General features: G+C 69.5%; 23 protein-coding genes. 2 read left to right on the forward strand and 21 right to left on the reverse strand.

All coding sequences use genetic code 11. The features are described from left to right. The 16 genes from atpG to rpmE form a co-directional block, all read right to left on the reverse strand. Positions 1-823, reverse strand: an 823-nt coding sequence (atpG, locus tag ACIBHX_RS26470; protein ID WP_397069934.1) for an ATP synthase F1 subunit gamma, incomplete at its 3' end; no start/stop codon positions are given. A 3-nt stretch (positions 824-826) separates the two neighbouring features. Continuing rightward, positions 827-2,476: a F0F1 ATP synthase subunit alpha gene (gene atpA, locus ACIBHX_RS26475; RefSeq protein ID WP_397069935.1), complete on the reverse strand. Its 1,650-nt coding sequence runs from the start codon at positions 2,474-2,476 to the stop codon at positions 827-829. Positions 2,477-2,499: 23 nt separating this feature from the next. Continuing rightward, positions 2,500-3,309 carry a F0F1 ATP synthase subunit delta gene (locus ACIBHX_RS26480; RefSeq protein ID WP_397069936.1) on the reverse strand — a complete coding sequence of 270 codons (810 nt, stop codon included), beginning with the start codon at positions 3,307-3,309 and terminating at the stop codon, positions 2,500-2,502. Next, positions 3,309-3,851, reverse strand: coding sequence for a F0F1 ATP synthase subunit B (locus ACIBHX_RS26485; protein ID WP_397069937.1), 543 nt, complete (start codon positions 3,849-3,851; stop codon positions 3,309-3,311). Before ACIBHX_RS26485 ends, ACIBHX_RS26480 begins: the two co-directional genes overlap by 1 nt. Before the next feature lie 31 nt (positions 3,852-3,882). After that, the gene (atpE, locus tag ACIBHX_RS26490; protein ID WP_397069939.1) at positions 3,883-4,116 is read right to left on the reverse strand and encodes an ATP synthase F0 subunit C; all 234 of its coding nucleotides are present in this window, start codon (positions 4,114-4,116) and stop codon (positions 3,883-3,885) included. Between the two features lie 57 nt (positions 4,117-4,173). Next, positions 4,174-4,974, reverse strand: a complete 801-nt coding sequence (gene atpB, locus ACIBHX_RS26495) for a F0F1 ATP synthase subunit A (protein ID WP_397069940.1) — start codon at positions 4,972-4,974, stop codon at positions 4,174-4,176. Between the two features lie 67 nt (positions 4,975-5,041). Continuing rightward, entirely contained in the window at positions 5,042-5,257 is a 216-nt protein-coding gene (locus tag ACIBHX_RS26500; protein WP_250573566.1) for an AtpZ/AtpI family protein, read from the reverse strand. 65 nt (positions 5,258-5,322) lie between these two features. After that, the gene (locus tag ACIBHX_RS26505) at positions 5,323-5,745 is read right to left on the reverse strand and encodes a hypothetical protein (protein WP_397069941.1); all 423 of its coding nucleotides are present in this window, start codon (positions 5,743-5,745) and stop codon (positions 5,323-5,325) included. Between the two features lie 131 nt (positions 5,746-5,876). Then, complete coding sequence (locus ACIBHX_RS26510) at positions 5,877-7,169, reverse strand: glycosyltransferase family 4 protein (protein WP_397069942.1); 1,293 nt, start codon at positions 7,167-7,169, stop codon at positions 5,877-5,879. A 57-nt stretch (positions 7,170-7,226) separates the two neighbouring features. Further along, the gene (gene glyA, locus ACIBHX_RS26515; RefSeq protein ID WP_397069943.1) at positions 7,227-8,492 is read right to left on the reverse strand and encodes a serine hydroxymethyltransferase; all 1,266 of its coding nucleotides are present in this window, start codon (positions 8,490-8,492) and stop codon (positions 7,227-7,229) included. 20 nt (positions 8,493-8,512) lie between these two features. Beyond that, positions 8,513-8,890 (reverse strand): hypothetical protein, encoded by a 378-nt coding sequence (locus ACIBHX_RS26520; protein WP_397069944.1) that lies wholly within the window; start codon positions 8,888-8,890, stop codon positions 8,513-8,515. Beyond that, positions 8,890-10,080 (reverse strand): hypothetical protein, encoded by a 1,191-nt coding sequence (locus tag ACIBHX_RS26525; protein WP_397069945.1) that lies wholly within the window; start codon positions 10,078-10,080, stop codon positions 8,890-8,892. The genes ACIBHX_RS26520 and ACIBHX_RS26525 overlap by 1 nt, the downstream gene beginning before the upstream one ends. A gap of 87 nt (positions 10,081-10,167) precedes the next feature. Beyond that, complete coding sequence (locus ACIBHX_RS26530; RefSeq protein WP_397069946.1) at positions 10,168-10,824, reverse strand: L-threonylcarbamoyladenylate synthase; 657 nt, start codon at positions 10,822-10,824, stop codon at positions 10,168-10,170. A gap of 1 nt (position 10,825) precedes the next feature. Continuing rightward, complete coding sequence (gene prmC, locus ACIBHX_RS26535; protein ID WP_397069947.1) at positions 10,826-11,680, reverse strand: peptide chain release factor N(5)-glutamine methyltransferase; 855 nt, start codon at positions 11,678-11,680, stop codon at positions 10,826-10,828. Continuing rightward, a complete protein-coding gene (gene prfA, locus ACIBHX_RS26540) occupies positions 11,677-12,741 on the reverse strand; it encodes a peptide chain release factor 1 (protein ID WP_397069948.1) in 1,065 nt (354 codons plus the stop codon). Before prfA ends, prmC begins: the two co-directional genes overlap by 4 nt. A gap of 89 nt (positions 12,742-12,830) precedes the next feature. Further along, a complete protein-coding gene (rpmE, locus tag ACIBHX_RS26545; RefSeq protein ID WP_214321518.1) occupies positions 12,831-13,049 on the reverse strand; it encodes a 50S ribosomal protein L31 in 219 nt (72 codons plus the stop codon). A 190-nt stretch (positions 13,050-13,239) separates the two neighbouring features. Here rpmE and ACIBHX_RS26550 point away from each other — a divergent pair, with 190 nt between their 5' ends. Continuing rightward, complete coding sequence (locus ACIBHX_RS26550; RefSeq protein ID WP_397069949.1) at positions 13,240-14,259, forward strand: hypothetical protein; 1,020 nt, start codon at positions 13,240-13,242, stop codon at positions 14,257-14,259. An 80-nt stretch (positions 14,260-14,339) separates the two neighbouring features. Here the strand turns inward: ACIBHX_RS26550 and rho are convergent, their stop codons facing one another. From rho to thrC, 3 genes are all read right to left on the reverse strand, one after another. After that, a complete protein-coding gene (gene rho / locus ACIBHX_RS26555; RefSeq protein WP_397069950.1) occupies positions 14,340-16,382 on the reverse strand; it encodes a transcription termination factor Rho in 2,043 nt (680 codons plus the stop codon). A gap of 462 nt (positions 16,383-16,844) precedes the next feature. Beyond that, positions 16,845-17,741 carry a homoserine kinase gene (gene thrB / locus ACIBHX_RS26560; protein ID WP_397069951.1) on the reverse strand — a complete coding sequence of 299 codons (897 nt, stop codon included), beginning with the start codon at positions 17,739-17,741 and terminating at the stop codon, positions 16,845-16,847. Positions 17,742-17,813: 72 nt separating this feature from the next. Then, complete coding sequence (gene thrC / locus ACIBHX_RS26565; RefSeq protein ID WP_397069952.1) at positions 17,814-18,857, reverse strand: threonine synthase; 1,044 nt, start codon at positions 18,855-18,857, stop codon at positions 17,814-17,816. Between the two features lie 122 nt (positions 18,858-18,979). Between thrC and ACIBHX_RS26570 the strand changes: the two genes are divergently transcribed. After that, positions 18,980-20,443: a glycosyltransferase family 2 protein gene (locus tag ACIBHX_RS26570; protein WP_397069953.1), complete on the forward strand. Its 1,464-nt coding sequence runs from the start codon at positions 18,980-18,982 to the stop codon at positions 20,441-20,443. Here ACIBHX_RS26570 and ACIBHX_RS26575 read toward each other — a convergent pair. Beyond that, positions 20,440-22,050, reverse strand: coding sequence for a glycosyltransferase family 2 protein (locus ACIBHX_RS26575; protein WP_397069954.1), 1,611 nt, complete (start codon positions 22,048-22,050; stop codon positions 20,440-20,442). The genes ACIBHX_RS26570 and ACIBHX_RS26575 overlap by 4 nt on opposite strands. Next, positions 22,047-23,099 carry a glycosyltransferase family 2 protein gene (locus ACIBHX_RS26580; RefSeq protein ID WP_397069955.1) on the reverse strand — a complete coding sequence of 351 codons (1,053 nt, stop codon included), beginning with the start codon at positions 23,097-23,099 and terminating at the stop codon, positions 22,047-22,049. Before ACIBHX_RS26580 ends, ACIBHX_RS26575 begins: the two co-directional genes overlap by 4 nt. Positions 23,100-23,269 lie beyond the last annotated feature (170 nt).

The raw sequence follows: 23,269 nt of genomic DNA on the forward strand, positions 1-23,269 counted from the left end.
GGGGGTGGCGTTTGCTGGGCGGGGGGCCCCCCCCCCGGCCGGGGGGGGGGGGCGGGGGGGGGGGGCGCCGGGGGGGGGGGGGGGGGCCCCCCCCGCCCCCCCCCGACTCCAGCAGCGCGGTGAAGATGCGCGACTCCACGTAGCGCGGGAGGAGCGACTCGAGCACGTCGGCCGCGGTCGGTTCGAACTCGTAGTAGGGCGGGATCGCGTCGCTCTCGCTCGCCTCGGTCTCCTCGATCTCAAGCGGCAGGATCCGCTTGACGACCACGTTCTGGGTCAACATCGAGACGAACTCGGTCGAGACGATGTGGATCTCGTCGATGCCGTTCTCGTCCTTGAAGGAGTCGATCAGCGCCTGCGCGATCTCCTTGGCGTCGGCGTAGGACGGCTTCCTGGAGATGCCGACCCACTGCCCGCCCATCTCGCGGTTGCGGAAGGTGTGCCAGGTGACACCCTTGCGCCCGGTCACGAACGGCGTCACCTTCATGCCGCGGCTCTCCAGCAGCCCGCGCAGGGCCTCTGTCTCGCGCAGCACGTTGGCGTTGAAGCCGCCGCAGAAGCCGCTGTCGCTGGTGACGACGAGCACGCCCGCCTTGGCGGCGTTCTCCTTCGCCACCGTCAGCGGGTGGTCGACGCTGGCCGCGTTGCTGACGACTCCCGTGACGGCGCGCGTGATCTCACGCTCGTACGGCAGGGCCGCCTGCATCCGCTGCTGCGCTCGCACGATCCGCGAGGAAGCGATGAGCTCCTGGGCGCGCGTGATCTTGGCGGTCGACTTGACCGACTTGATCCGCCGCCGCAGGGCTCTTAGCTGGGCACCCATGGATTACTTCTTCTCCGCCGAGCGGACGACCTTGCGGATCTTCTCCTGGCCGACCTCTTCGGCTTCCAGCGGCGCCACCGGCTCGTCCTTGATGAGCAGCTCACCGGAAGAGGTGGTGAAGCCCTTCTTGAACTCCGTGATGGCGTCCTTGAGCGCGGTGACCGTGTCGTCGGACAGCTCGCGCGTCTCGCGGACGGCGTCGAAGATGCCCTTGTGCGCGGTCTGGATGTAGTCCAGGAACTCCGACTCGAAGCGGCGGACATCCTCGACCGGGACCTCGTCCAGCTCACCGGTGGTGCCGGCCCAGACCGAGGCGACCTCGCGCTCCAGCGAGAACGGGCTGTACTGCGGCTGCTTGAGCAGCTCGACCAGGCGCAGACCACGCTCGAGCTGAGCCATGGAGGCGGCGTCGAGGTCGGAGGCGAACGCGGCGAACGCCTCCAGGTCACGGTACTGGGACAGCGCCAGGCGCAGCGTGCCCGCGACCTTCCGCATCGCCTTCGCCTGCGCCGAGCCACCGACTCGGGACACGGAGATACCGACGTTGATCGCCGGACGCACACCGGCGTTGAACAGGTCGGTCTCGAGGAAGACCTGGCCGTCGGTGATGGAGATGACGTTGGTCGGGATGAACGCCGAGACGTCGTTACCCTTCGTCTCGATGATCGGCAGGCCGGTCATCGAGCCGCCGCCCATGTCGTCGGAGAGCTTGGCGCAGCGCTCCAGCAGGCGGGAGTGGAGGTAGAACACGTCGCCGGGGAAGGCCTCGCGGCCCGGCGGGCGGCGCAGCAGCAGCGACACCGCGCGGTAGGCGTCGGCCTGCTTGGTCAGGTCGTCGAAGACGATCAGGACGTGCTTGCCCTGGTACATCCAGTGCTGGCCGATGGCGGAGCCGGTATAGGGGGCAAGGTACTTGTAACCCGCGGGGTCGGAGGCGGGAGCGGCCACGATCGTGGTGTACTCCAGCGCACCGGCCTCTTCGAGGCGGGCCTTGACCTGCGCGATCGTCGAGCCCTTCTGGCCGATCGCGACGTAGACGCAGCGGACCTGCTTCTGCGGGTCGCCCGAGGCCCAGTTGTCGCGCTGGTTGAGGATGGTGTCGATGGCGATCGCGGTCTTGCCGGTGCCACGGTCACCGATGATCAGCTGCCGCTGACCACGGCCGATCGCGGTCATGGCGTCGATCGCCTTGATGCCGGTGGCCAGGGACTCCTTCACCGGCTGGCGCTGGACGACGGACGGCGCCTGCAGCTCGAGGGCGCGCAGGCCCTCGGACTCGATCGCGCCCTTGCCGTCGAGCGGGTTGCCTAGAGGGTCGACCACGCGGCCGAGGAAGTTGTCGCCGACCGGCACGGACAGGACCTCGCCCGTCCGGCGGACCGACTGGCCCTCCTCGATCTTGCTGAAGTCGCCCAGGATAACGACACCGATTTCACGGGTGTCGAGGTTCAGTGCCAGGCCGCGCGTGCCGCCCTCGAACTCGAGCAGCTCGTTCGCCATCGCCGAGGGCAGGCCGGAGACATGGGCGATGCCGTCGCCACAGTCGACGACGGTCCCGATCTCCTCGCGCGCGGCGCCTTCCGGTTCGTACGCCTGGACGAAGCGCTCAAGCGCGTCCCGGATCTCGTCCGGCCGGATCGTAAGCTCCGCCATCTCTCTTCTGTCTCCCTATCGCCCTAGCCGGCCAACCGGCGGCGGACTTCTTCGATTCGTCCCACAATGGTGGTGTCGATGATCTCGTCGCCGATGCGAACCGAGAATCCACCGAGCACACGCGGATCCACCTCGACGTTCAGGTGCACGTCGCGGCCGTAGGAGGTCTTCAGCCACGCCGCCAGGCGCCGCTTCTGCTCCTCGGTCAGCTCGACGGCGCTGCGCACCACTGCCACGAGGCGCTGGCGCTGCTGGGCCACCAGCTGGCCGTACTCATCCAGCCCGCTTTCCAGGCTACGTCCTCTCGGGTGCAGCACCAGCTGCGTGACGAGACGCAGCGTGGTCTCCGCGACCTTGCCGCCGAGCAGGTCGCGCAGCAGTTGCCGCTTGCCGTCCTCGGGGGCGGCCGCGTCCGTGAGGGCACGGCGGAGTTCGGGGTTGCCGGCGATGATGCGGCCGAAGCGGAAGAGCTCGTCCTCCACGTCGTCGAGCTTGCTCTGTGCCTCGGCCTCGCCCACGGCGGCGACGACGCCGAGCCGCTCGAGCACGTCGGACAGGTCGCCCGCACGCGACCACCTGGCCGACACGGCGGCCTCGGCGGTGGCGGCAGCGGGCTCGCTGACCTTGCCCGACAGCAGCGCGCGCACGGTCTGCGCCTTCTGCGCGGCCGGCCGGGCCGGGTCGGACAGAGCGCGCCGCAGGCCGTGCTCGCGGTCGAGCAGATCCGCGATCGCGAACAGCTCGTCGGCGAGAGTGCCGAGATCAGCGCTGCCCGCCACGGCGTTGAAGCGCTCCTCGACCTCTGCCAGCGAGGCCCTGCTCAGACCGATCATCAGCGGACCGCCTGCTCGAGCTCATCGAGGAACCGGTCGACGGTACGGCGCTGCCTGACCTCGTCCTCGAGGGACTCGCCGACGATGCGGCCGGCCAGGTCGGTCGACAGGCGACCGATCTCGGTACGCAGCTGGGCGAAGGCGGCCTGGCGGTCGGCTTCGATCTGGGCGTGCGCGGCGTCGATGAGCCGGCGCGCCTCGGCCTGGGCCTCCTCGCGGAGTTCGGCCTTGATCTGCGCCGCCTGCTCGCGGGCCTCTTCACGCAGGCGAGCCGCCTCGTGCCTGGCCTCGGCCAGCCGGTCGCGGTACTGCTGCTGCAGTGACTGCGCCTCGGCCTGAGCCTCTTCCGCTCGCTTTATGCCGCCTTCGATAGCGTCGGTCCGCTCGGCCAGCGTCTTCTGGATGCGCGGGACGAGGACCTTGATGAGGAAGAAGGCAACGACGGCGAACGAGAAGATACCGACGACGAGCTCGAACGTGTGCGGAAGCAGCGGGTTGTACCCGCCCTCCTCCGCAGCGAGGAGCGTAGCTGCCTTAGTCATGGATGCAGCCTTTCGTCAGGGGTTCTTCTGGTTACTTGATGTTCGCGAAGATGAACGGCGCGACCAGACCGATGAGGGCCAGGGCCTCGGTGAGGACGAAGCCGAGGAGCATGTTCTGACGGATCAGGCCGTACGCCTCGGGCTGGCGGGCGATGGCCTGCACGCCCTGACCGAAGATGATGCCGACGCCGATGCCGGGGCCGATGGCGGCAAGACCGTAACCGATGGCGGTGACGTTGCCGGAGACCTCAGCGAGAACGCTCATTACTGTTCTTCCTTTACTGGACGGCCGGTGTGGGTACCGGTCTGGACTTTCTGGGGGTCAGTGCTCGGGGTGCAGCGCACCGCCGATGTACATCGCGGCGAGCATGGCGAACAGGAACGCCTGCAGGAACTCGATGAACAACTCGAAGCCGGTGAAGATGATCGTCATGATCACGCCCAGGACGCCGACGGGGGCGCCGAGGGGGGTCAGCTTCTCGAACAGGAACCAGAAGCCGACCATGCTGAAGAAGGCGAGCAGCATGTGCCCAGCGAACATGTTCGCGAACAGTCGCACGGCGTGCGTGAAGGGCGCGATGATCATGTTCGACAGGAACTCGATCGGTGCGAGCAGGAAGTAGATCCACTTGGGCAGCCCGGGCGGGAACATCATGTTCTTGAAGTAGCCACCGGCTCCCTGGTGCTTGATGCCCAGGTAGACCTTGAGGACGTAGATCGTGATCGCGAGCACGGCCGGGAAGGCGATGTGCGAGGCGACGGGGAACTGCGCGAGTGGGATGACTCCCAGGAAGTTCCAGAACAGCACCAGCAGGAAGATCGACAGGAGCAGCCCCATCCACCTGTCGGCGTCCTTGCCCAGGAACGGCCGCGCGACCTGGTCGCGCACGAACATGTAGCCGTACTCGGCGACGTTCTGGACACCCCGCGGCACGATCTTCGGGTTGGCGAAGGCCGACCAGCAGAAGACCACCACGACGATCGCGCTCAGGATCGCGAGCAGAACCGGCTTGGTCAACCAGTCCACGCCCGGGATGATCGGAGGAAAGCTGTTGAACAGTTCCTCAGGCGTCGGCGCCTGGAACTGATCGTCTGCAGAGGCGAGGACCGTCAGCGCACTCACGCGGCGTTCCCTTCAACGTCGTAATGGATCACGGAGGTATTCCCAGCGGGGCGATCGCAGCGTGGCGCTAGCGACTGAACTTGCGGTAGGCCAGATAGCCGGACAGCATGACCCCAAAAACCACGCCTATGGGGAAGAGCGCGGACAGGCCAAGCCAGCGGTCCAGCAACCAGCCGAGTCCGCCATAGATCGCCATCCCTGCGAGCAAATAGCTGGGGATCGACCACATGGCGTCGGCGAAGTCGCGACCGTCGTTCTCCGGCCGGCGTTCCTGTTCGCTCATCGCGGGCTTGACGATAGCAGGGATGCGGAGGACTAGTCATATCGGACCCCATCCCTTTACCCGCCTCATGAGTCGCCGTGCCCGGGGACCTTGGCGTCGGGGTCGACGTACAGCATCTTGGTCTTGATGAAGGCGCGGACTTCGAAGGCGGTCCACACGATCGTGCACGCCACCACGGTCCAGGCGAACGCCTTGGTGTCCCATGCGGACGTGTCACGGAATGTGACCAGCGTCACCATGATGACGACCACTTTGACTAGATAGCTGACCATCGCGGCGGCGGCCATCATCTGCGGCGAGATGCGTGAGGCATAGGAGACGGCTACCACGCTGATGCTGAAGAAAACGGCTACGAGCAAGGTGCCGATCGTCGCGCCCAGCGCTCCCTTGCCCCCGGCGAGCAGGAAAGCCAGGACCACGGCGAGCACTCCCACGACCAGTGTGGGCAGCGCGGCGCTCTTGAGTACGCGCACGTCGTTGGCCTGCATCGGTGCTCCATCAGCAAATTATCAAGCGAGCGTTTGCTACCCCCAGAACCTATGTGGTCGGGGGCCCCTGCTCGTGAAAGATATCACAAGCTCACGGATGACCGCTTTTACCTGCCGTTTCTAGTTCGCGATCATGAACTGCGCGGAAATGCGGGAATGACCGGTTGTCCCTCGGCGGTAGCGCGCTCCTGCGTGGGCGGCATGGCCGGCCGCCTGACCTGCCTGGTCGCCTCGTCGTCGGCGGGCAGTACCGGAGGCATCGGGCCGGTGGGCGGGCCGTCGTCGTCGGAGGGGTGCTTGCCCTGGGCCGCGTGCGCGCCGCCCCTGCCGCGCCAGCGCGGCGCCGCCATCGCCACCAGCACGACGACCGCGAGCACGACAGCGATCGGGAAGAGCATCACGGGCACGGCTGCCACGGACATCGCCACGATCCCGAACGCGAACAGGAAGGTCCACGCGTACATGATCAGCACCGAGCTGCGCTGCGAGTGGCCGATGTCGAGCAGCCGGTGGTGCAGGTGGCCGCGGTCGGGCGCGAACGGTGACAGCCCCTGGGAGGTGCGTCTGACGACGGCGGTTATCAGGTCGACCAGCGGCAGCACCAGCAGCGCCGCCGGGATGAGCAGCGGGATCAGCACGCCGAACCGGTTCATGTTCTCGATCACGGTCGGGTCGACCGGCGTCACCGTGACGAACGAGGAGGCGAGCACCAGACCGATCAGCATGGCGCCGGTGTCGCCCATGAAGATCTTGGCAGGGTGGAAGTTGTGCGGCAGGAAGCCCAGACAGGCGCCGATCAGCACGGAGGCGATGGCGGCCGTGGTGGCTATGCGGTCACCGGAGATGCTCTGCTTCAGCAGGATCGAGTAAGCCCAGATGGCCATCGCCGAGATGCACACGATCCCGGCCGCGAGCCCGTCGAGCCCGTCGACGAAGTTGATGGCGTTGATCGCCACGACCACGATCAGGATCGTGATGATGGTGCTCAGCGGATAGTCGAGGCTGAGCGAGCCGCCCCAGTCCTTGGGCAGCGGGATGTAGGTCAGGCGCAGCCCCGAGTAGACGAGCACGCCGGCGGCCGCGATCTGGCCGCCCAGCTTGATGAAGGCGTCCATGCCCCACCAGTCGTCGAGGAACCCGGTCAGCGTGATGATCCCGCCCGCCACGAGCAGGGCCGTCACGGGGTGCCCCTCGGCCTCGGCGAGCGTCTTGCCGGTGTTCTCCAGCTGGCTGGCGGTGAGCAGGCCCGCGACCAGCCCGCCGTACATGGCCAGGCCGCCCAGTCTGGGGATCGGGGTGGTGTGCACGTCCCTGTCCCGAACCTCGGGCATGGCGCCGATGCGGATCGCGAAGCGTCGCACGAGCGGGACGAGCAGATACGTCACCGCCGCCGCAATGAGCGCCATGAACAGGTATTCGCGCACGGACCTAGTTTCCCGGATGCTTCGGCCTGCTGTGACCGGAAATCGACACAGAACAGCTTAATATTCGCTGAGATATGGCTGATGGATGGCCAAGAGCGCCTTCACTCTTTCCCGTACCTCGGCAACGGTGTCGGGATAGCGTACGGCCCGCGCGACCAGGGTTCCCACCTCTTTCAGCTCCTGTGGCCCCATCCCCTGCGTGGTGAGACAGGGAGTGCCCACTCTGATACCCGACGTGATCGCCGCCGGTTCGGGATCATACGGGATCGCGTTGCGATTCAGCGTGATCCCGGCATCGGCGCAGCGCGTCTCGGCCTCGGCCCCGGTGACGCCGAGCGCGCGCAGGTCGATGAGCGCCAGGTGGGTCTCCGTACCCCCTGAGACCGGACGCATGCCCTCCACCGCCAGCGCCTCGCACAGCGCCTGCGCGTTGGCCACGACCCGCCGCGCGTAGTCGCGGAACTCGGGCTGCAACGCCTCGCCGAAGGCCACCGCCTTGGCCGCCACCGCGTGCATCAGCGGCCCGCCCTGGATGAAGGGGAACACCGCCCTGTCGATCTTCGCCGCCAGCTCGGCCGTGCACAGGATCCCACCGCCGCGCGGCCCGCGCAGCGTTTTGTGGGTGGTGAAGGTGACCACGTCCGCGTACGGCACGGCCGACGGGATCGCCCCGCCGGCCATCAACCCGATGGTGTGCGCCACGTCCGCGAGCAGCCAGGCGCCCACCTCGTCGGCTATGCCGCGGAAGGCCGCGAAGTCGATCAGGCGCGGGTAGGCCGTGGCGCCGCAGACGATGAGCTTGGGCTGGTGGCGCAGGGCCAGGTCGCGGACCTCGTCGTAGTCGATGAGCTCGGTGTCGCGCCGCACGCCGTAGGAGACGACGTCGAACCAGCGGCCGGAGAAGTTCACCTTCGAGCCGTGCGTGAGATGGCCGCCGTGCGGCAGCGCCATCGCCAGCATCGTGTCGCCCGGCTGCAGCAGCGCGGCGTAGGCGGCCAGGTTCGCGGTGGCGCCGGCGTGCGGCTGGACGTTGGCGTGCTCGGCGCCGAAGAGCCTGCGCGCCCGGTCGATCGCCAGGCGCTCGGCCAGGTCGACGACCTCGCAGCCGCCGTAGTAGCGCCGGCCCGGGTATCCCTCGGCGTACTTGTTGGTGAGCGTGGAGCCGAGCGCGGCCAGCACGGCGGGCGAGGTGAAGTTCTCGCTCGCGATCAACTGGAGCCCGCCGCGGACGCGGTCGAGCTCGTCGAGCAGCACCTGCGCCAGCTCGGGGTCCTGGCGCTGGAGCAGGTTGAAATCCGGCCCGTAGTAGGGCTGTTCACCCATTTCCCCACTGTACGACCGAATTACGAGAAAGCATGAGGCGCCCCCGTCGCGCTGGGCACCCAGCGCGGCGTGTCGGCGGCCTCGTCGCTGATCGAGGTGAGCACCGCCTGGCGGTACATGGCCAGCCTGGAGCGCCACTCGGCCAGGTCCTGGACGTAGCGGCCGCCCACGGGCGCCTCCCACGTCTGCGGGCTCCTGGCGAGCTGGTAGGCCTTGTCCAGCGCGGTCGTGAGCGACTCCAGCATGGGCAGCACGCTCTGCCAGGCCGTGACCAGGCGCTGGTATTCGGGGTTGAACTCCCACGCCCTGGGCTGGCCGTCGAGCGGGTTGGCGCTGCTGGTGCTGGGCGGGTTCTCGCCCGGCTGGCGGGGCTGCGGCGCGGGCGGGTCGGCGTACATCACGCGCTCCTCTCCGGGGCTCCCGGCTCGATCGTGCCCGCCGGGCCGTCAGGCTCGATGTCCTTGGGCGTCCACTCACCGTGCCCCCACTCTCCCTTGGGCACCTCGACGCCCGGCATGTCCAGCGGCTGCACCTCGCGGACGTGGTCGTGCAGGGTCCTGAGCGCATCCAGGTCGAGCGGCTTGGCGTTCACCGACACCACGTCGCTGCCGTCATTGGCGTACGCGCTCTGTGCGGCCTGCGCCCCGCTGCCGCCGTCGGTGACGTCCCCACCCTGTACGGCGTGCACGGCGCCGCTGGTGGCCGTGGTCGCGTGGCCCGAGGAGCCGGGCGGCGTGGTGTGGTGGGTGGGGCCGCCGGGGTCGAGGGTGCCCGGCGGGCCGTCGGGCTGGATGTGCTTGGGCGCCCAGTCGCCGTGGCCCCACTCGCCCTTGGGCACCTCGACGTGCGGCATGTCCATGGGCGGGACGTCGCGGATGTGGTCGATGAGGTTCTTGAGCGCCTCGGGAGTGATGGGCTTGACGTTCACCGAGACCACGTCGCTGCCGTCGTTCACCCAGGGGCGGGCGTCGCCCGGCTCGACCTGGCCGGGCTGGTGCGCCGTCGCCGCGGGCAGGTCGTGCGGCTGGACCTTGTCGATGTTCTTGATCAGGTCGTTGAGCTCGGTGGCGGTGGGCGGGTCGACGGGCACCTGCAGCACCTTGACGCCGTCGACCTCCACCACGTGCGGCTTGTGCGGGTCGAGGTGCGCCGGCTGCGTGCCGGAATCCTTGGCCTGCTCGTGCTTGCCCGACTCGCCCGCCAGGTCGCCCGACACGGTCTGCTGGTCGGAGGCCGTCGTGTGGCCGGACGGCTGGCCGGAGGTGGGCTTGTGGTCCTGCGCAGGCTTGGGATCCTGCGTGGGAGTGTGGTCATCGGTGGTCGTGTGCTGCTCGCCGCCGACCACCGGGGTCGGAGTCGGGTCGTGCTTCTTCTCCAGCAGCGCCAGCCGCGCCGACACGTCGTGGACCATCGTGTCGGCGGAGTCGGCCACCTGGGACGGCCGGTGCGTCGTCTGGGTGGGCAGGCCGGCCGCGCTCATCACGTGGGCGACGCGGCTCTCCGTCGTCCGTAGCTCCCCCGCCGCCCGCTTGACCTCTGCCAGCAGCTCGCGGACCAGCTTCGGATCCATCCCGTCGAACTTGCCCATGGCTCACTCCCGACGTGTCACCGCTACCGCAATCACGCTAGGCGGCCGGACACGACCCGCGCAGCGGGGATAGCCAGCGGGTATGGCTCAGGAGTCGGTGGCCACGTAGCCGATGATGCCGCGCAGCTTCTCCACCGGGATCGCGCCCCTGCGCAGCAGCCGCGGCACGGCCGTGGTCAGGTCCAGGATCGTGGAGGGCGTGTTGTCGGTCGTCTTGCCCGCCTCGAGGTAGACGGCCACCGAGTCGCCCAGCTGCTCCTCGGCCTCCTCCGCGGTGGTGGCGGCCGGGGCGCCGGAGCGGTTGGCGCTGGAGACGGCCATCGGGCCCGTCTCCTTCAGCAGGTCGAGCGCCACCGGGTGGAGCGGCATGCGCACGGCGACCGTGCCCTTGGTCTCGCCCAGATCCCACGACAGCGCCTTGTTGACCTTGCACACCAGCGTGAGCGGGCCGGGCCAGAACGCGTCGATGAGGTCCTGGCCGTAGGGGCCCAGGTCCTCCACCAGCGCGCTCGCTGCCCGCACGGTGCCCACCAGGACGGGCGGCGGCATGTCGCGGCCCCTGCCCTTGGCCTCCAGCAGCCCGGTCACGGCGGTGGGAGTGAAGGCGTCGGCGCCGATGCCGTAGACCGTGTCGGTCGGCAGCACCACGAGCTCGCCGCGGCGCACCGCGGCGGCGGCCTCGATCAGGCCCTCGGCTCGCTGGTCGAGATCCGTGCAGTCAAAACGTCGTCCCACGGCGTGCATCCTAGTCCTGGCCGAGTCTGGCTGTGACGAAGCGGTCCCTGCGGGTCAGGTCCTGGCGCAGCCGTACGTCGCGCCAGCCCCTGTCTTCCGGGAAGGTCAGGTAGACGTCGCGGCCCTGCTGGTCGGCGTGCTCGACGGCGACCCAGCCGCCGGGGCGCAGCAGGCGGCGTGCCGTACGCTCGACCGCCCTGACCTCGCCCAGGCCGTCGTCGCCCGTGCCGTACAGCGCGCGCGAGGGGTCGTAGTCGCGCACCTCGGGGTCGCGCGGGATCGCGCCGGGCGGGATGTAGGGCGGGTTGGAGATGACCAGGTCGACCTTGCCGTTGAGCTCGGGCAGCGCGTCGGTCAGGTCCTCCGGGTGCAGATGGGTGCGGCCCTGACCGTGCTCGGCGATGTTGCGCTTGGCCCACGAGTACGCCGCGGGGTCGACCTCGACGGCGTGCACCTCGGCCAGCGCGATCTCCTGGGCGATCGACAGGGCGATGGCGCCCGATCCGGTGCCGAGGTCGACGACCAGCGGGGCGGCCACGTCCATCGCGCGCAGCGTCTCGATCGCCCAGCCAGCCACCACCTCGGTTTCCGGCCTGGGGACGAACACGCCGGGGCCGACCTTGAGCTCCAGGTAGCGGAAGTAGGCGTGGCCGGTGATGTGCTGCAGCGGCTCGCGGGCCTCACGCCGCGCGATGCCCTCCCAGAACAGGGCGTCGAAGTCGGCGTCCCTGACCGTGTGCAGCTCACTTCTGCGCACGCCGTGGACGAAGGCCGCGATCTCCTCCGCGTCGGTGCGCGGCGACGGAACGCCTGCCTCGGCCAGCCGGGCGGTGGCGTGCGCGATCTCGTCCAGCAGAAAACTCATGAGTGTTGTGCGAGCTTCTCCGCCGTCTCGGCGTCGATGAGGGCCTGGGTGACGGCGTTCAGCTCACCGTCGAGCACCTGGTCGAGGTTATACGCCTTGAAGCCGACGCGGTGGTCGGAGATGCGGTTTTCCGGGAAGTTGTAGGTGCGGACGCGCTCGGAGCGGTCGACGGTGCGCACCTGCGACTTGCGCTCCGCCTGGGCGGCGGCCTCGGCCTCCTCCTGGGCGATGGCCAGCAGCCGGGCGCGCAGGATGCGCAGCGCCGAATCCTTGTTCTGCAGCTGGCTCTTCTCGTTCTGGCAGGAGACCACCGTGCCGGTGGGCAGGTGCGTGATGCGGACCGCGGAGTCGGTGGTGTTGACCGACTGGCCGCCGGGGCCGCTTGAGCGGTAGACGTCGATGCGCAGGTCGTTGGGGTCGATCTGGACGTCGACCTCCTCCGCCTCCGGGTAGATCAGAACGCCCGCGGCGCTGGTGTGGATGCGGCCCTGCGACTCGGTGACGGGCACGCGCTGCACGCGGTGGACACCGCCCTCGAACTTCAGCCTGGACCACACGCCCTCGTCGCCCCCCGCGGACGACTTCGCCCTGATGCCGACCGTGACATCTTTATAACCGCCCAGGTCGGAGTGCTGGGCGTCGATGATCTCGGTCTTCCAGCCGAGCCGCTCGGCGTAGCGCAGGTACATCCGCAGCAGGTCGCCGGCGAACAGGGCCGACTCCTCGCCGCCCTCGCCCGCCTTGATCTCCATGATGATGTCCTTGTCATCGTTGGGATCGCGCGGGATGAGCAGGTGCTGCAGGCGCTCCTCCAGCTGCTGGATGCGCTGCTCGATCTCGACCGCCTCCGCGGCGAACGCCTCGTCCTCGGCGGCCAGCTCCTTGGCGGCGGCCAGGTCCTCGCGGGCGGTCTCCAGCTCGCGGTAGGTGCCCACGACGGGGGTCAGCCGGGCGTAGCGCTTGCCGAGCGTGCGGGCCTTGTTCTGGTCGGCGTGCACGGCGGGGTCGCCGAGCTGGGTTTCCAGCTCCGCGTATTCCTTGAGCGTGTCGTCAAGATTCACCGTGCGTCCTTACCCTGGAAGATCTTGGCCCATTCACCAACAACGCCGACCCGGCGCACCTGCGTGCGTCCGGGCCGGCGTCGATCGAGCTACTTGCCCGAGGCCTTCTTGCCAAAGCGCTTCTCGAAGCGCGCCACCCGGCCGCCCGTGTCGAGGATCTTCTGCTTGCCCGTGTAGAACGGGTGGCAGGCCGAGCACACGTCGGCGTGGATGACGCCGTTCTTGGCGGTGCTGCGGGTCGTGAACGTGTTGCCGCAGGAGCAGCTCACCTGAGTCACGTGGTAGTCGGGGTGGATGTCGGGCTTCATGGGAGTCCTCTCAGCTGGCGGTCGCCGGGTCGCCGGCACGGCGGGAACCGGAACCGCTGCGGTTCAGCTAACAGTGTGCCAGATGTTGGAACCATCCCAGGCCACGAGGCATTCCCCGGAACCTTATGGCGACGCCACTCCTGTCACACTAGGCTCCCGCGCACACAAAGGCACACATTAAGGACACCAGATGATGAAGAGGCTGCGGTTGCTGCTGGCGACCGCGACGGGGGCCGCGCTTCTCCTCGGGGGTACCGGACTGCAGGCCGCCAACGCCGCCGGTTCGGACTTCAACGGGGCGGCCTCGTCCGACGCGTACGTGCCCCTGGACAAGGAGATCCAGGTCACGGTCACGCTCAAGCTGAAGGATCCGGGGACGGCCACCGGCGTCACCGGCACCGTGACGCCGCCCGGCAAGGCCGACAAGCCCGTGGCGTTCGGCGACTGGGCCAAGAGCGGGTCGGAGGCCCCGGTCAGCGGCACCTTCGCCATCGGCAAGGACGACCCGGCCGGCGACTGGAAGCTCAACGTCAGGGTCGCCAGGGGCGCGAACACCGGCGACAACTCCTTCACCATCAAGGTGACGGCCAAGCAGGGGATCACCGCCGCCTCCGTCACGCCGAGCCCGGTCAAGCTGCGCAAGGGCAAGGACGTCAAGGTCACCGTGCAGGCCACGGCCAACGGCGCGAGCACGGTGTCGGCCAAGCTCGTCAGCGACGACACCGGCGAGTACTACGACCTGGGCGCACTCGACTCGAACAACGACGGGACGTACTCGGGCGTGACCTACATGGCCGACGACTCGACGCCGGGCGCGTGGACGCTCGAGGTGTACGCCGCCCGTGCCGGCCAGACGCTCAAGGGCGTGGCCTCGTTCACGGTCGAGGAGCCCACCGGGGGCGTCTCCAAGAAGGCCAAGGCCAAGATCACCCTGCAGGCGCCGGCCAAGGCGGGGTACGGCAAGGGCTTCAAGGTCTCCGGCAAGGTCGTGCGCGGCTCGGCGGCCTACAAGGGTGCCGAGGTCGAGGTCTACTTCAAGGCCAAGGGCACCAAGAAGTACAAGCTCATGGGCCTGACCACGGCCACCTCGACGGGCAAGTACGCCAAGACCTTCAAGGCCGCCAAGGACGGCTACTGGCGCGCCAAGGTCGAGGCCACGTCCAAGACCCGCAGCGCACTCTCCCCGCAGGACTTCGTCGACGTGAAGTAACTCCCGTACGGCGAGCAGCACGGCGAGCCGTACAAAAGAAAGGGCGGCGAGAACATCTCGCCGCCCTTTCCGTTGAGAACCTAGTCGCGGTCGTTGCTCACGGTGGTCTTCTGGACCTGGAGCAGGAACTCCGCGTTGGACTTGGTCTCCTTCATCTTCTCCAGGAGGAGCTCGAGCGCCTGCTGCATGTCGAGCGCGTGCAGCACCCGGCGCAGCTTCCAGACGATGCTGAGCTCGTCCTTGGCCATGAGGATCTCTTCCTTACGGGTGCTGGACGCGTCGACGTCCACCGCGGGGAAGATGCGCTTGTCGGCCAGGGAGCGGTTGAGCTTGAGCTCCATGTTGCCGGTGCCCTTGAACTCCTCGAAGATGACCTCGTCCATCTTGGACCCGGTCTCGACCAGGGCCGTGGCGAGGATCGTCAGCGAGCCGCCGTTCTCGATGTTGCGGGCGGCGCCGAAGAAGCGCTTGGGCGGGTAGAGCGCGGTCGAGTCGACACCACCGGACAGGATGCGCCCGCTGGCGGGAGCCGCCAGGTTGTAGGCGCGGCCCAGGCGGGTGATCGAGTCGAGCAGCACGACCACGTCGTGGCCCAGCTCGACCAGGCGCTTGGCGCGCTCGATGGCGAGCTCGGCGACCGTGGTGTGGTCCTCGGCGGGACGGTCGAAGGTCGAGTGGATGACCTCGCCCTTCACCGACCGCTGCATGTCGGTGACCTCTTCGGGCCGCTCGTCGACGAGGACGACCATGAGGTGGCACTCGGGGTTGTTGCGGGTGATCGCGTTGGCGACCGCCTGCAGCACCATCGTCTTACCGGCCTTCGGCGGGGAGACGATGAGGCCACGCTGGCCCTTGCCGACCGGCGAGACCAGGTCGATGATCCTGGTGGTCAGGATGTTCGGCTCGGTCTCCAGGCGCAGGCGCTCCTGCGGGTAGAGCGGCGTGAGCTTGTTGAAGTCCGGCCTGTTGCGGGCCTGGTCCGGGTCCATGCCGTTGACAGTGTCGAGGCGGACCAGGGCGTTGAACTTCTCGCGGCGCTCACCGTCGCGCGGCTGCCGGACGGCGCCGGTGATGACGTCGCCCTTGCGCAGGCCGTTGCGGCGGATCTGGGCCAGGCTGACGTAGACGTCGTTGCTGCCCGGCAGGTAGCCGCTGGTGCGGACGAACGCGTAGTTGTCCAGGATGTCCAGGATGCCGGCGATCGGGATGAGCACGTCGTCGTCGCCGATGACGGGCTCGCTGCTGTCGAAGCGGTCACGGCCACGGCCGCGGTTGCGCTCCCTGAAGCGGCCCCTGCGACCGCGACCGCGCTCGTCGTCGTCGCCGTCACCGCGCTGGTCGCCGCCACGCTGGTCGCCGCGGCGCTGGTCGCCGCCACGCTGGTCACTGCGCTGGTCACTGCGCTGGTCACTGCCACGCTGGTCGCCGCGCTGGTCACTGCCGCGCTGGTCACCGCGGGTGCCGGCGTCGGCCGCCCGCTGGTCGGCACGGCCGCCCTCGCCACGGTCGCTGCTGGCACGGTCGCTGCCGGCGCGGTCGCTGGTGGAACGGTCGCCACGCTCGCGGCGCTCGCCCCTGCTGCGGCGCTCGCGACGGCTCTCGCCGCCACGCTCGCGCCCCTCGCCCTGCTCGGCGGCGCGGGCTTCGCCCTGCCCACCGTCGGCGGTTGCGGCCGGCTGGTCTGCGACCACCGGCTCGGCGGCCTGAACGGCCGGCTCTGCCGCGGCCACCGGCTCGGCGGCGGCCTGCGGGGTGCTCTCCTCAACGCTCCGGGCCCGGGAACGTTCCCTCCTGCTGCGGGTGGGTCGCTCCGCGGCGGGCGCCGGGTCAGCCGTCACCGCCGGGGCGGGTGCCGCCTCGGCCGCCGGGGCGGAGGCGCCGTCGCCGCTGCCACCCTGCTTCTCCTGGATGGCCGCGATGAGCTGGCTCTTCCGCATGCGTCCGGTCCCGCTGATGCCGAGCTCGGCAGCCATTTTCTGCAGCTCGGGCAGCACCTTGGCGGACAGGCCGGTGCCGGAGCGACGCGCGCGAGGCTTGGCCGCGGCGCGAGTGGGGGTGTCGCCGGACGCAGGCTGCGCAGACGCGCCTGATGCGTCGGAGAGGAGTTCGGTGGTGTCGCTCAACTAAAAGGTCCTTCCCAGGGGTCGGGCGCCGGGTATCTCATGCCGGGCGTCCCGGAGGTGCTTGCGATCCGGCGGGACAGTCCGGGTCGGGGTGCACTCTGCGATCTTCGGCCGCCGCCGGGACGGCGGTCGCCACACTGTGTTGTGAGGGGGCTCGTCCAGGCGTCCACAGGACGGTGGCGCGTGGAAAACACCCCCCAGATTCCGTCGCCAGCCAGATGTCGAGGAGTTCCGAACGCGCACAGCCCCGTCGTCGCCGCCTCGTGTTGGGCCAACCGGGTGTGGGCCAACCGGAGGCAACGGGCTCCGGGGAGACAGCCGCGCTGCCCACGCCTCGCGACGTGAAACATGATGCAGCGATGTGTGGCTGACAAGCACGCACCCAACAAGGGGGCATCTGGTGCGGCTACCAGCCTAACATCACCAGCGCACACGGCTATTCCCTGAAGGTCTAAAGAGGCATCAGCGTGTCTCGGGAACCTGAACGTTCGCCCCATCCGGGTCGACGTCCATTAGCTGGATGTGCCAGTCATTACCCACTTCTGGCGCGATCAAATCCTGCGAATCCGAGGTCGAAAACGCAAGGATGGTGGGACCCGCTCCCGAAACGACCGCGGGCACGCCCACTGCACGCAGACGTTCTACCAGATCCGCGCTCGCGCGCATCGCAGGCGCGCGGTAGTCCTGGTGCAGCCGGTCCTCGGTCGCCGCCAGCAAGAGCCCCCGCTCCGGCCGCTGGGTCAGCGCGGCGATCAGCAGCGCGGACCTTCCGGCATTGAAGGAAGCGTCCTTGTGGGGCACGTCCTTCGGTAGCAGCCCCCGCGCCGCCTCCGTGGACAGCCGCGTCGCCGGAACGAGCACGACCGGGCGGATGCGCGCATCGGGAACCAGTTTCACCATACGCGGTGATCCGCCGTGCTGCGTCCACGCGATCGTCAGGCCGCCTGCCAGGCACGGCGCCACGTTGTCCGGATGCCCTTCCATCTCTGTGGCCAGGGCGAACACCTCGTCGTCCGTCAGCTGCCCGGTGCCGAGCGCCCTGGCGGCCAGGATGCCCGCACAGATGGCCGCCGACGACGAGCCCAGGCCGCGGGCGTGCGGGATCCTGTTGCGGCAGCGCAGCCGGATCCCCTCGGGCTGCGCCATGCCCATCCGGTCGAACGCCTTGCGCATCGCCTTGACGATCAGGTGTCCTTCGCCGAGGTCGAGCTCGCCGGCGCCCTCACCCTCGACCGTGACCTCGACGCCGGGCCCCGTGAGCTCGGCCTCGACCTCGTCGTGAAGCGTCAGTGCCAGGCCGAGCGCGTCGAACCCCGGCCCGAGGTTCGCGGACGTGGCGGGGACCCGAATGTTCACCATATTTTTCACCGCTCATGAAGATCCTGTACGGCGGGCCGAGGTGGGGCCCGCCGTACCGCGGAACAAAGCCCGTCAGGCCAGGTTGAGCGCGGCGGCGGCCGCGTGGACGTCGATCGGGACCGTGACCGGGGCCGGGGCGCCGGAGATGGCCCAGTCGGGGTCCTTGAGCCCGTTGCCGGTGACCGTGCAGACCACGCGCTGGCCGGGCTCGAGCATCCCCTGGGCGTGGGCCTGGAGCAGGCCCGCCACGCTGGCGGCCGAGGCGAGCTCGACGAAGACGCCTTCCTCCTGGGCCAGCAGCTTGTAGGCGGCGGCGATCTGGCGGTCGGTCACCGACTGGATGGCGCCCCCGGACTCGTCGCGCGCCTCCTCGGCCAGGCGCCACGAGGCGGGGTTGCCGATGCGGATCGCGGTGGCGATCGTGTGCGGGTGCGCGACCGGCGCTCCCTGGACGATGGGCGCGGCGCCGCTGGCCTGGAAGCCGAACATGCGCGGGCGCTTGTCGGAGTACTCCTTGTAGCCCATCCAGTAGGCGGAGATGTTGCCCGCGTTGCCCACGGGGATGCAGTGGATGTCGGGCGCCTCGCCCAGCGCGTCGATGATCTCGAAGGCCGCGGTCTTCTGCCCCTGCAGCCGGTACGGGTTGACCGAGTTGACCAGCGCGATCGGGTAGGAGGAGGACAGCTTGCGCGTCATCTCCAGGCAGTCGTCGAAGGAGCCCTCGACCTGCAGCAGCGTGGCGCCGTGCACCAGCGCCTGGGCCAGCTTGCCCATCGCGATCTTGCCGCGCGGCACCAGGACGGCACAGGTGAGCCCGGCGCGCACCGCGTAGGCGGCGGCCGAGGCCGAGGTGTTGCCGGTGGAGGCGCAGATGACCGCCTTGGCGCCCTCTTCGACGGCCTTGCTGATGGCCACGGTCATGCCGCGGTCCTTGAAGCTGCCGGTCGGGTTGGCGCCTTCGACCTTGAGGTAGACGTCGCACCCCGTGAGCGCGGACACGCGGTGCGCGGGTACCAGCGGCGTGCCGCCCTCGAGCAGCGTGATGACGGGCGTCTTCGCGGTGACCGGAAGCCGCTCGCGATATTCCTCGATAAGGCCACGCCACGCCCTGCCCATGATGACTCCCTACCTGCGGTGTTGGGCACCGAGTCTAGCCGGACGCCGGGGGCGGGCCGGTTGCCGCTATTCAGGAAATATTCAGCATCTGCGGCTAGGGTCGGGCGCAGGGGGTCACCACCATGAACGCGCGTCCTGCTCTCACGCAGAACGACTACTCTCCGCTGACGCCACCCGAGCTCGGGGCCTGGTCGCCTGCCCTTTCGGTGAGCGTCGTGGTGCCGGCGCACGGCGGGCCGCAGCTCGAGTTCACGCTCGCCGCGCTGGCGGCGCAGACGTACCCGGACCACCTGATGGAGGTCCTGGTCGTCGACGACGGCAGCGAGCCGCCGATCGCGCTGCCGGAGATCAGGCCGGTCAACACCCGCCTGGTCAGGCCCAGCACAGGCTGGGGCATCTCCAACGCCGTCAACGCCGGTGCCAAGGCCGCCGACGGCGAGCTCATCCAGCGGCTCGACTCCGACATGGTCGCCTGCCGCGAGCACATCGAGGCGCTGGCCCGCTGGCATCACCTGACGAACTACCTGGTCACGATCGGGATGAAGCGTTTCGTCGAGGTTCCGCCGCTCACGGCGGAGAACGTCTTCCGGGCGGGACACCTGGGGGAACTGTTCGACCTCGACAACGCCAGACCCAGTTCGACCGAGGCGACGATCGCCAAGACGGACGGGCTGCGCAAGAGCCGCAACCCCTACCACGTGTGCACAGGACCGACCTTCGCCCTTCCCAGGGAGGTCTTCCACGCGGTGGGTGGGCTCGACCCGACGGTGCCGCGCGGCGAGGACACCGAGTTCGCCTACCGCCTGGCCATGCACGGGGTGGTGTTCATCCCCGACGCGCGGGCGCAGGCCGTACATCTCGGTCTGCCCGCGCAGCACCGCGACAGGGAGCGGGCCGTACGGGCCGTCGAGCCCCACCTGGCGCATCGCGTCCCGCTGCGCCGCGACCTGCGCAAGGACCGTGGCCGCCGGTGGCTGGTGCCGTACGTGGAGATCGTGCTCGACGTCACCGACACCTCGGAGCAGGTCGTACGGCAGGCCGTCGCGGCGGCGCTGGACGGCAAGCTGCAGGACGTGGTCGTGACGCTGGTCGGCCCCTGGTCGAGGCTGCGCGACGACCAGCGCACCGGTCTCGGCGATCCCTGCTTCGAGCTGCGGCTGATGCGCGACCTGTTCGCCCACGACGACAGGATCCGCCTGATCGACGAGGCGTCGCCCACGCCGGCGCCGACGCCGTTCCGCTATCGCGGACCGGTGGACGTGCCGCTGCACAGGGCGACGCTGGAGCGCATGATCGAGTCGGTGCAGGAGGACCTGACGGGTGTGCTGATCGTCGACCTGCCTGACGGGCGCACGGCCCGGCTGGAGCGCACGTCCGCCCTGGCTCGCGCGGCCCTACTGGGCTCGCCCGGGGACGACCCGGACGACATCATCCAGACCACTCACGGCGTACGGCACGCCACGCCGGACCGCTACTGGCCCGTGGCCGCCCCCAAGCCGGAGCCCGTCACGATCCCGCCCGCCCCCGCGCCCGAGGAACCCACTCTTCTGCGCCGCCTCCGCTCGGCACTCCGCGCTCCTAGCTAGTCGGGGAGTTTGCGGCGGAGGGCGCGCTTCACCGAGGCGGACAGGAGCGTACGCAGGCTCTTCTGGACGCGGGAGGCGGCGGCCAGCTGCCGGCGCAGTGTGCCCACTTCGCGGCGGAGTTCGACTGTGCTCTTGCGCCAGCGGCCCGCTTCGTCGCGCCACTTGGTGACCTGGCCGCGCAGGCGTTCGACCTCCTTGGCCAGGCGGGCGGCCTCCGACTGGGCTTCGGTCCTGGCGCGGTAGGCCGTGCGGCGGCCGAGGATCTCGACCGGCTCGCAGGTGAATCCGTAGGTTTCGCCGTCCACCCAGACCACGCCTGACACGTCGTCCACGGCGTCCTCGAGGGCCTCGCCGGGCTTGACGACGATCGCGGCCCTGGCCAAGAAGGCGGTGCGCTCGAGCCGCGCGGCGACCACGCCGTCCGGCGACTCCTCGAGCAGGGCTTGCACCAGGCCGAGCCCCTCGGCCTTGGCCAGTTCGAGGAGCCGGGCCAGCGTGTCCTCGCCGGGCGCCCAGCCGGGCGGGAGGCGGAGCACGAAGGGGATGGCCGGGTCGACGGATTCCGGGACGGCCAGCCGTACCCGGCCCTCGTGCTCGTAGTGGCCGCGGATGAGCACCAGGTCGAGGGCGGGGTCGCGGAGCGGGGCGCGGCGGTCGCGCGTCAGGGTGTCCCACGGGCCGGTGAGGACGACGCAGAGGTCGGCGACGGTACAGCCGAGGAGGGCGTCGACCGTGGCGCGGGTCTGTTCGTAGGTGGTGGCCTGGACGACGACGGCCACGTAGGGCACCTTCCACTGGCGGCCCGGGTGCGAGCGCAGCCAGCGGTAGGCGGGGATGCGGTCGGCGACGAAGGCGTGGCTGACCCGGTCGATGGAGGGCTTGTCGCGCATCCGCATGGTGGGGCCGAGGTGGTAGGCGCGGGCGCGCGGCTCGGGGACGAACACGGCGCCGGCCTGCGCGAGGCGGTAGCCGAGTTCGGTGTCCTGACCGAGGACGAGGTCGTCGTCCATGGGTCCGGCGGCCTTGATCAGGCGGGCGTTGACGGAGGTGGCGCCGCCCACGTGCAGGCTGAAGGGACGCTGCGTGTTGCCGGTGAGGCCGTCGGTGCGTTCGACCAGGTCCACGATCCAGGAGTGCGGCTCGGCGGGCTCGAAGAGCTCGTCGAGGTCGCCGTCGAGATGGTCGGGCAGCGGAGCCTCGGTGAAGCGGATATAGCTCGTGACGACGAGGTAGGGCGCGGCGTGGTGCCAGCGCATGTGCGCCTCGATCGCTCCTGGCGTCAGGACGACGTCCGAGTCGAGCCAGTGGATGACGTCTCCGGCCACTTCGGCGAGTCCGGCATTTCGGGCATTGGCCCTACCAGGGGCTTCGCAGACGACCAGCCGGGCACTGGCGCCTTCGGGGAGTCTGAGCGGGGGCGAGCTGCCGTTGTCGACCACGATGATCTCGATCAGCGAGGCCGGGTAGGTCTGCGCGGCCAGCCCCTCGAGCACGAGGTCCAGCTTGTCCTGGCCGCCGTAGGCCGGCACCACCACGCTGACGGTCAGCGCCGGCGTGTAGTCCTCCGCGGGGCGGAGCATCCGGTAGTCGTTGCCCCTGATTCTCATGCGGCTTCCATCAGCAGGCTAGGGCGGAAGCCGCGCCACTGGTTGGCGGCCACCTTGACGAAGTGGGCCAGCGGCAGCTGCCAGGTGTGCGCGCCGGACAGCCCGCGCCGCAGCACGTAGCCGAGGCCGTGGGTGCGGTAGACGGTGGCGCCCGCGGCCCTGGCCGCCTTGAGGAACCCCAGGTCGACCGCGCGCGGCACCGCGGGGAAGCCGCCGACCTCCTGGAACGTGCCGCGTTTCAGCAGGATGGTCCCGCCGGCCACGTGGTCGTCGAACACCTCGCTGCGGTAGTCGGCGCCGCTGGCGAACGTGGTCCGCCTGATCGTGGTCTCCAGGGGCTCCAGGTAGAAGAACTCGCCGGTGGTGCCGACGACGTCGGCACCGGAGTACGTCCCTGCCATGATCAGGTCGGCCAGGTGGTCGGGGCCGTACCAGTCGTCGTCGTCCCACTTGGCCAGGTAGTCGCCGCTGGCCGGGGCGGCGGCCTTGTTGAGCACCTCGCCGAAGGGCACGCCGCGGTCCGCCTCGAACCACTCCACGGGCAGCGGGCAGTCCTCGACGGCCTGCCGTACCTGCTCGAAGGCGATGCCGTGCAGGCCGAGCAGGACCTCGACCTGTACGCCGCGCTGGCGTGCCAGCTGGCCGAGCGCGAAGGGCACCAGATGCGGGCGCATGGTGGACATCACGACGCTGACCAGCGGCGTGCCGGAAGTGCGGTGAGCCAGGCGGCGCAGCCGTACCGAGTGCTCCTCGCGGCGCAGGTCGGCCACGCAGCGCAGGCTGCCGTCGGGCTCGTGGGCCAGCCACCGCCGGTCGGCGAGAAGCGCCGCCAGCTCGCCCGGCACCCAGCCGGGGGCGCGTTCGGTGGTGATCGGAATCCCTGCCGCCGCCATGCGGGTGACATCGTCGAGCGGGACTCTTTGGTCGGGCCAATCCAGCTCGACCCCGCGCATCGTCCTGAGCGCGTCGAGGTCGAAGGCGTCGCCCACGCGCAGGCGGGTGAGCCCCTTCTCCGGCGTGCGCAGGAAGCCACAGGGCGTGACGGACATGCTTGTAGTGCTCCTCGGGCGGGATCAGTCGGCGCCTACCATACGCCCGATTTACGCCCTCCCCGTCAAGGGGTTCGGAGGTGGCTATCAGGATTCATCCAGGAACGTATGGCACCGTAGAGGTACATGTTTATTAGGGTGTCAACAAAATCTGACTGAGAAGGGTTTGG

It is taken from the genome of Nonomuraea sp. NPDC050536, from assembly GCF_044457685.1.
Classification (GTDB): Bacteria; Actinomycetota; Actinomycetes; order Streptosporangiales; family Streptosporangiaceae; genus Nonomuraea.

Excerpts from the sequence above, each read along its gene's own strand:
- ACIBHX_RS26525 (WP_397069945.1), bottom strand. The coding sequence starts at position 10,080 with ATGGGCAAGTTCGACGGGATGGATCCGAAGCTGGTCCGCGAGCTGCTG.
- ACIBHX_RS26505 (WP_397069941.1), bottom strand. The coding sequence starts at position 5,745 with ATGCAGGCCAACGACGTGCGCGTACTCAAGAGCGCCGCGCTGCCCACA.
- ACIBHX_RS26485 (WP_397069937.1), bottom strand. The coding sequence starts at position 3,851 with ATGACTAAGGCAGCTACGCTCCTCGCTGCGGAGGAGGGCGGGTACAAC.
- ACIBHX_RS26500 (WP_250573566.1), bottom strand. The coding sequence starts at position 5,257 with ATGAGCGAACAGGAACGCCGGCCGGAGAACGACGGTCGCGACTTCGCC.
- atpE (WP_397069939.1), bottom strand. The coding sequence starts at position 4,116 with ATGAGCGTTCTCGCTGAGGTCTCCGGCAACGTCACCGCCATCGGTTAC.
- ACIBHX_RS26550 (WP_397069949.1), top strand. The coding sequence starts at position 13,240 with ATGATGAAGAGGCTGCGGTTGCTGCTGGCGACCGCGACGGGGGCCGCG.
- glyA (WP_397069943.1), bottom strand. The coding sequence starts at position 8,492 with ATGGGTGAACAGCCCTACTACGGGCCGGATTTCAACCTGCTCCAGCGC.
- thrC (WP_397069952.1), bottom strand. The coding sequence starts at position 18,857 with ATGGGCAGGGCGTGGCGTGGCCTTATCGAGGAATATCGCGAGCGGCTT.
- prmC (WP_397069947.1), bottom strand. The coding sequence starts at position 11,680 with ATGAGTTTTCTGCTGGACGAGATCGCGCACGCCACCGCCCGGCTGGCC.
- ACIBHX_RS26480 (WP_397069936.1), bottom strand. The coding sequence starts at position 3,309 with ATGATCGGTCTGAGCAGGGCCTCGCTGGCAGAGGTCGAGGAGCGCTTC.
- ACIBHX_RS26530 (WP_397069946.1), bottom strand. The coding sequence starts at position 10,824 with ATGCACGCCGTGGGACGACGTTTTGACTGCACGGATCTCGACCAGCGA.
- ACIBHX_RS26520 (WP_397069944.1), bottom strand. The coding sequence starts at position 8,890 with ATGTACGCCGACCCGCCCGCGCCGCAGCCCCGCCAGCCGGGCGAGAAC.
- ACIBHX_RS26575 (WP_397069954.1), bottom strand. The coding sequence starts at position 22,050 with ATGAGAATCAGGGGCAACGACTACCGGATGCTCCGCCCCGCGGAGGAC.
- atpA (WP_397069935.1), bottom strand. The coding sequence starts at position 2,476 with ATGGCGGAGCTTACGATCCGGCCGGACGAGATCCGGGACGCGCTTGAG.
- thrB (WP_397069951.1), bottom strand. The coding sequence starts at position 17,741 with ATGGTGAACATTCGGGTCCCCGCCACGTCCGCGAACCTCGGGCCGGGG.
- rpmE (WP_214321518.1), bottom strand. The coding sequence starts at position 13,049 with ATGAAGCCCGACATCCACCCCGACTACCACGTGACTCAGGTGAGCTGC.
- ACIBHX_RS26580 (WP_397069955.1), bottom strand. The coding sequence starts at position 23,099 with ATGTCCGTCACGCCCTGTGGCTTCCTGCGCACGCCGGAGAAGGGGCTC.
- ACIBHX_RS26570 (WP_397069953.1), top strand. The coding sequence starts at position 18,980 with ATGAACGCGCGTCCTGCTCTCACGCAGAACGACTACTCTCCGCTGACG.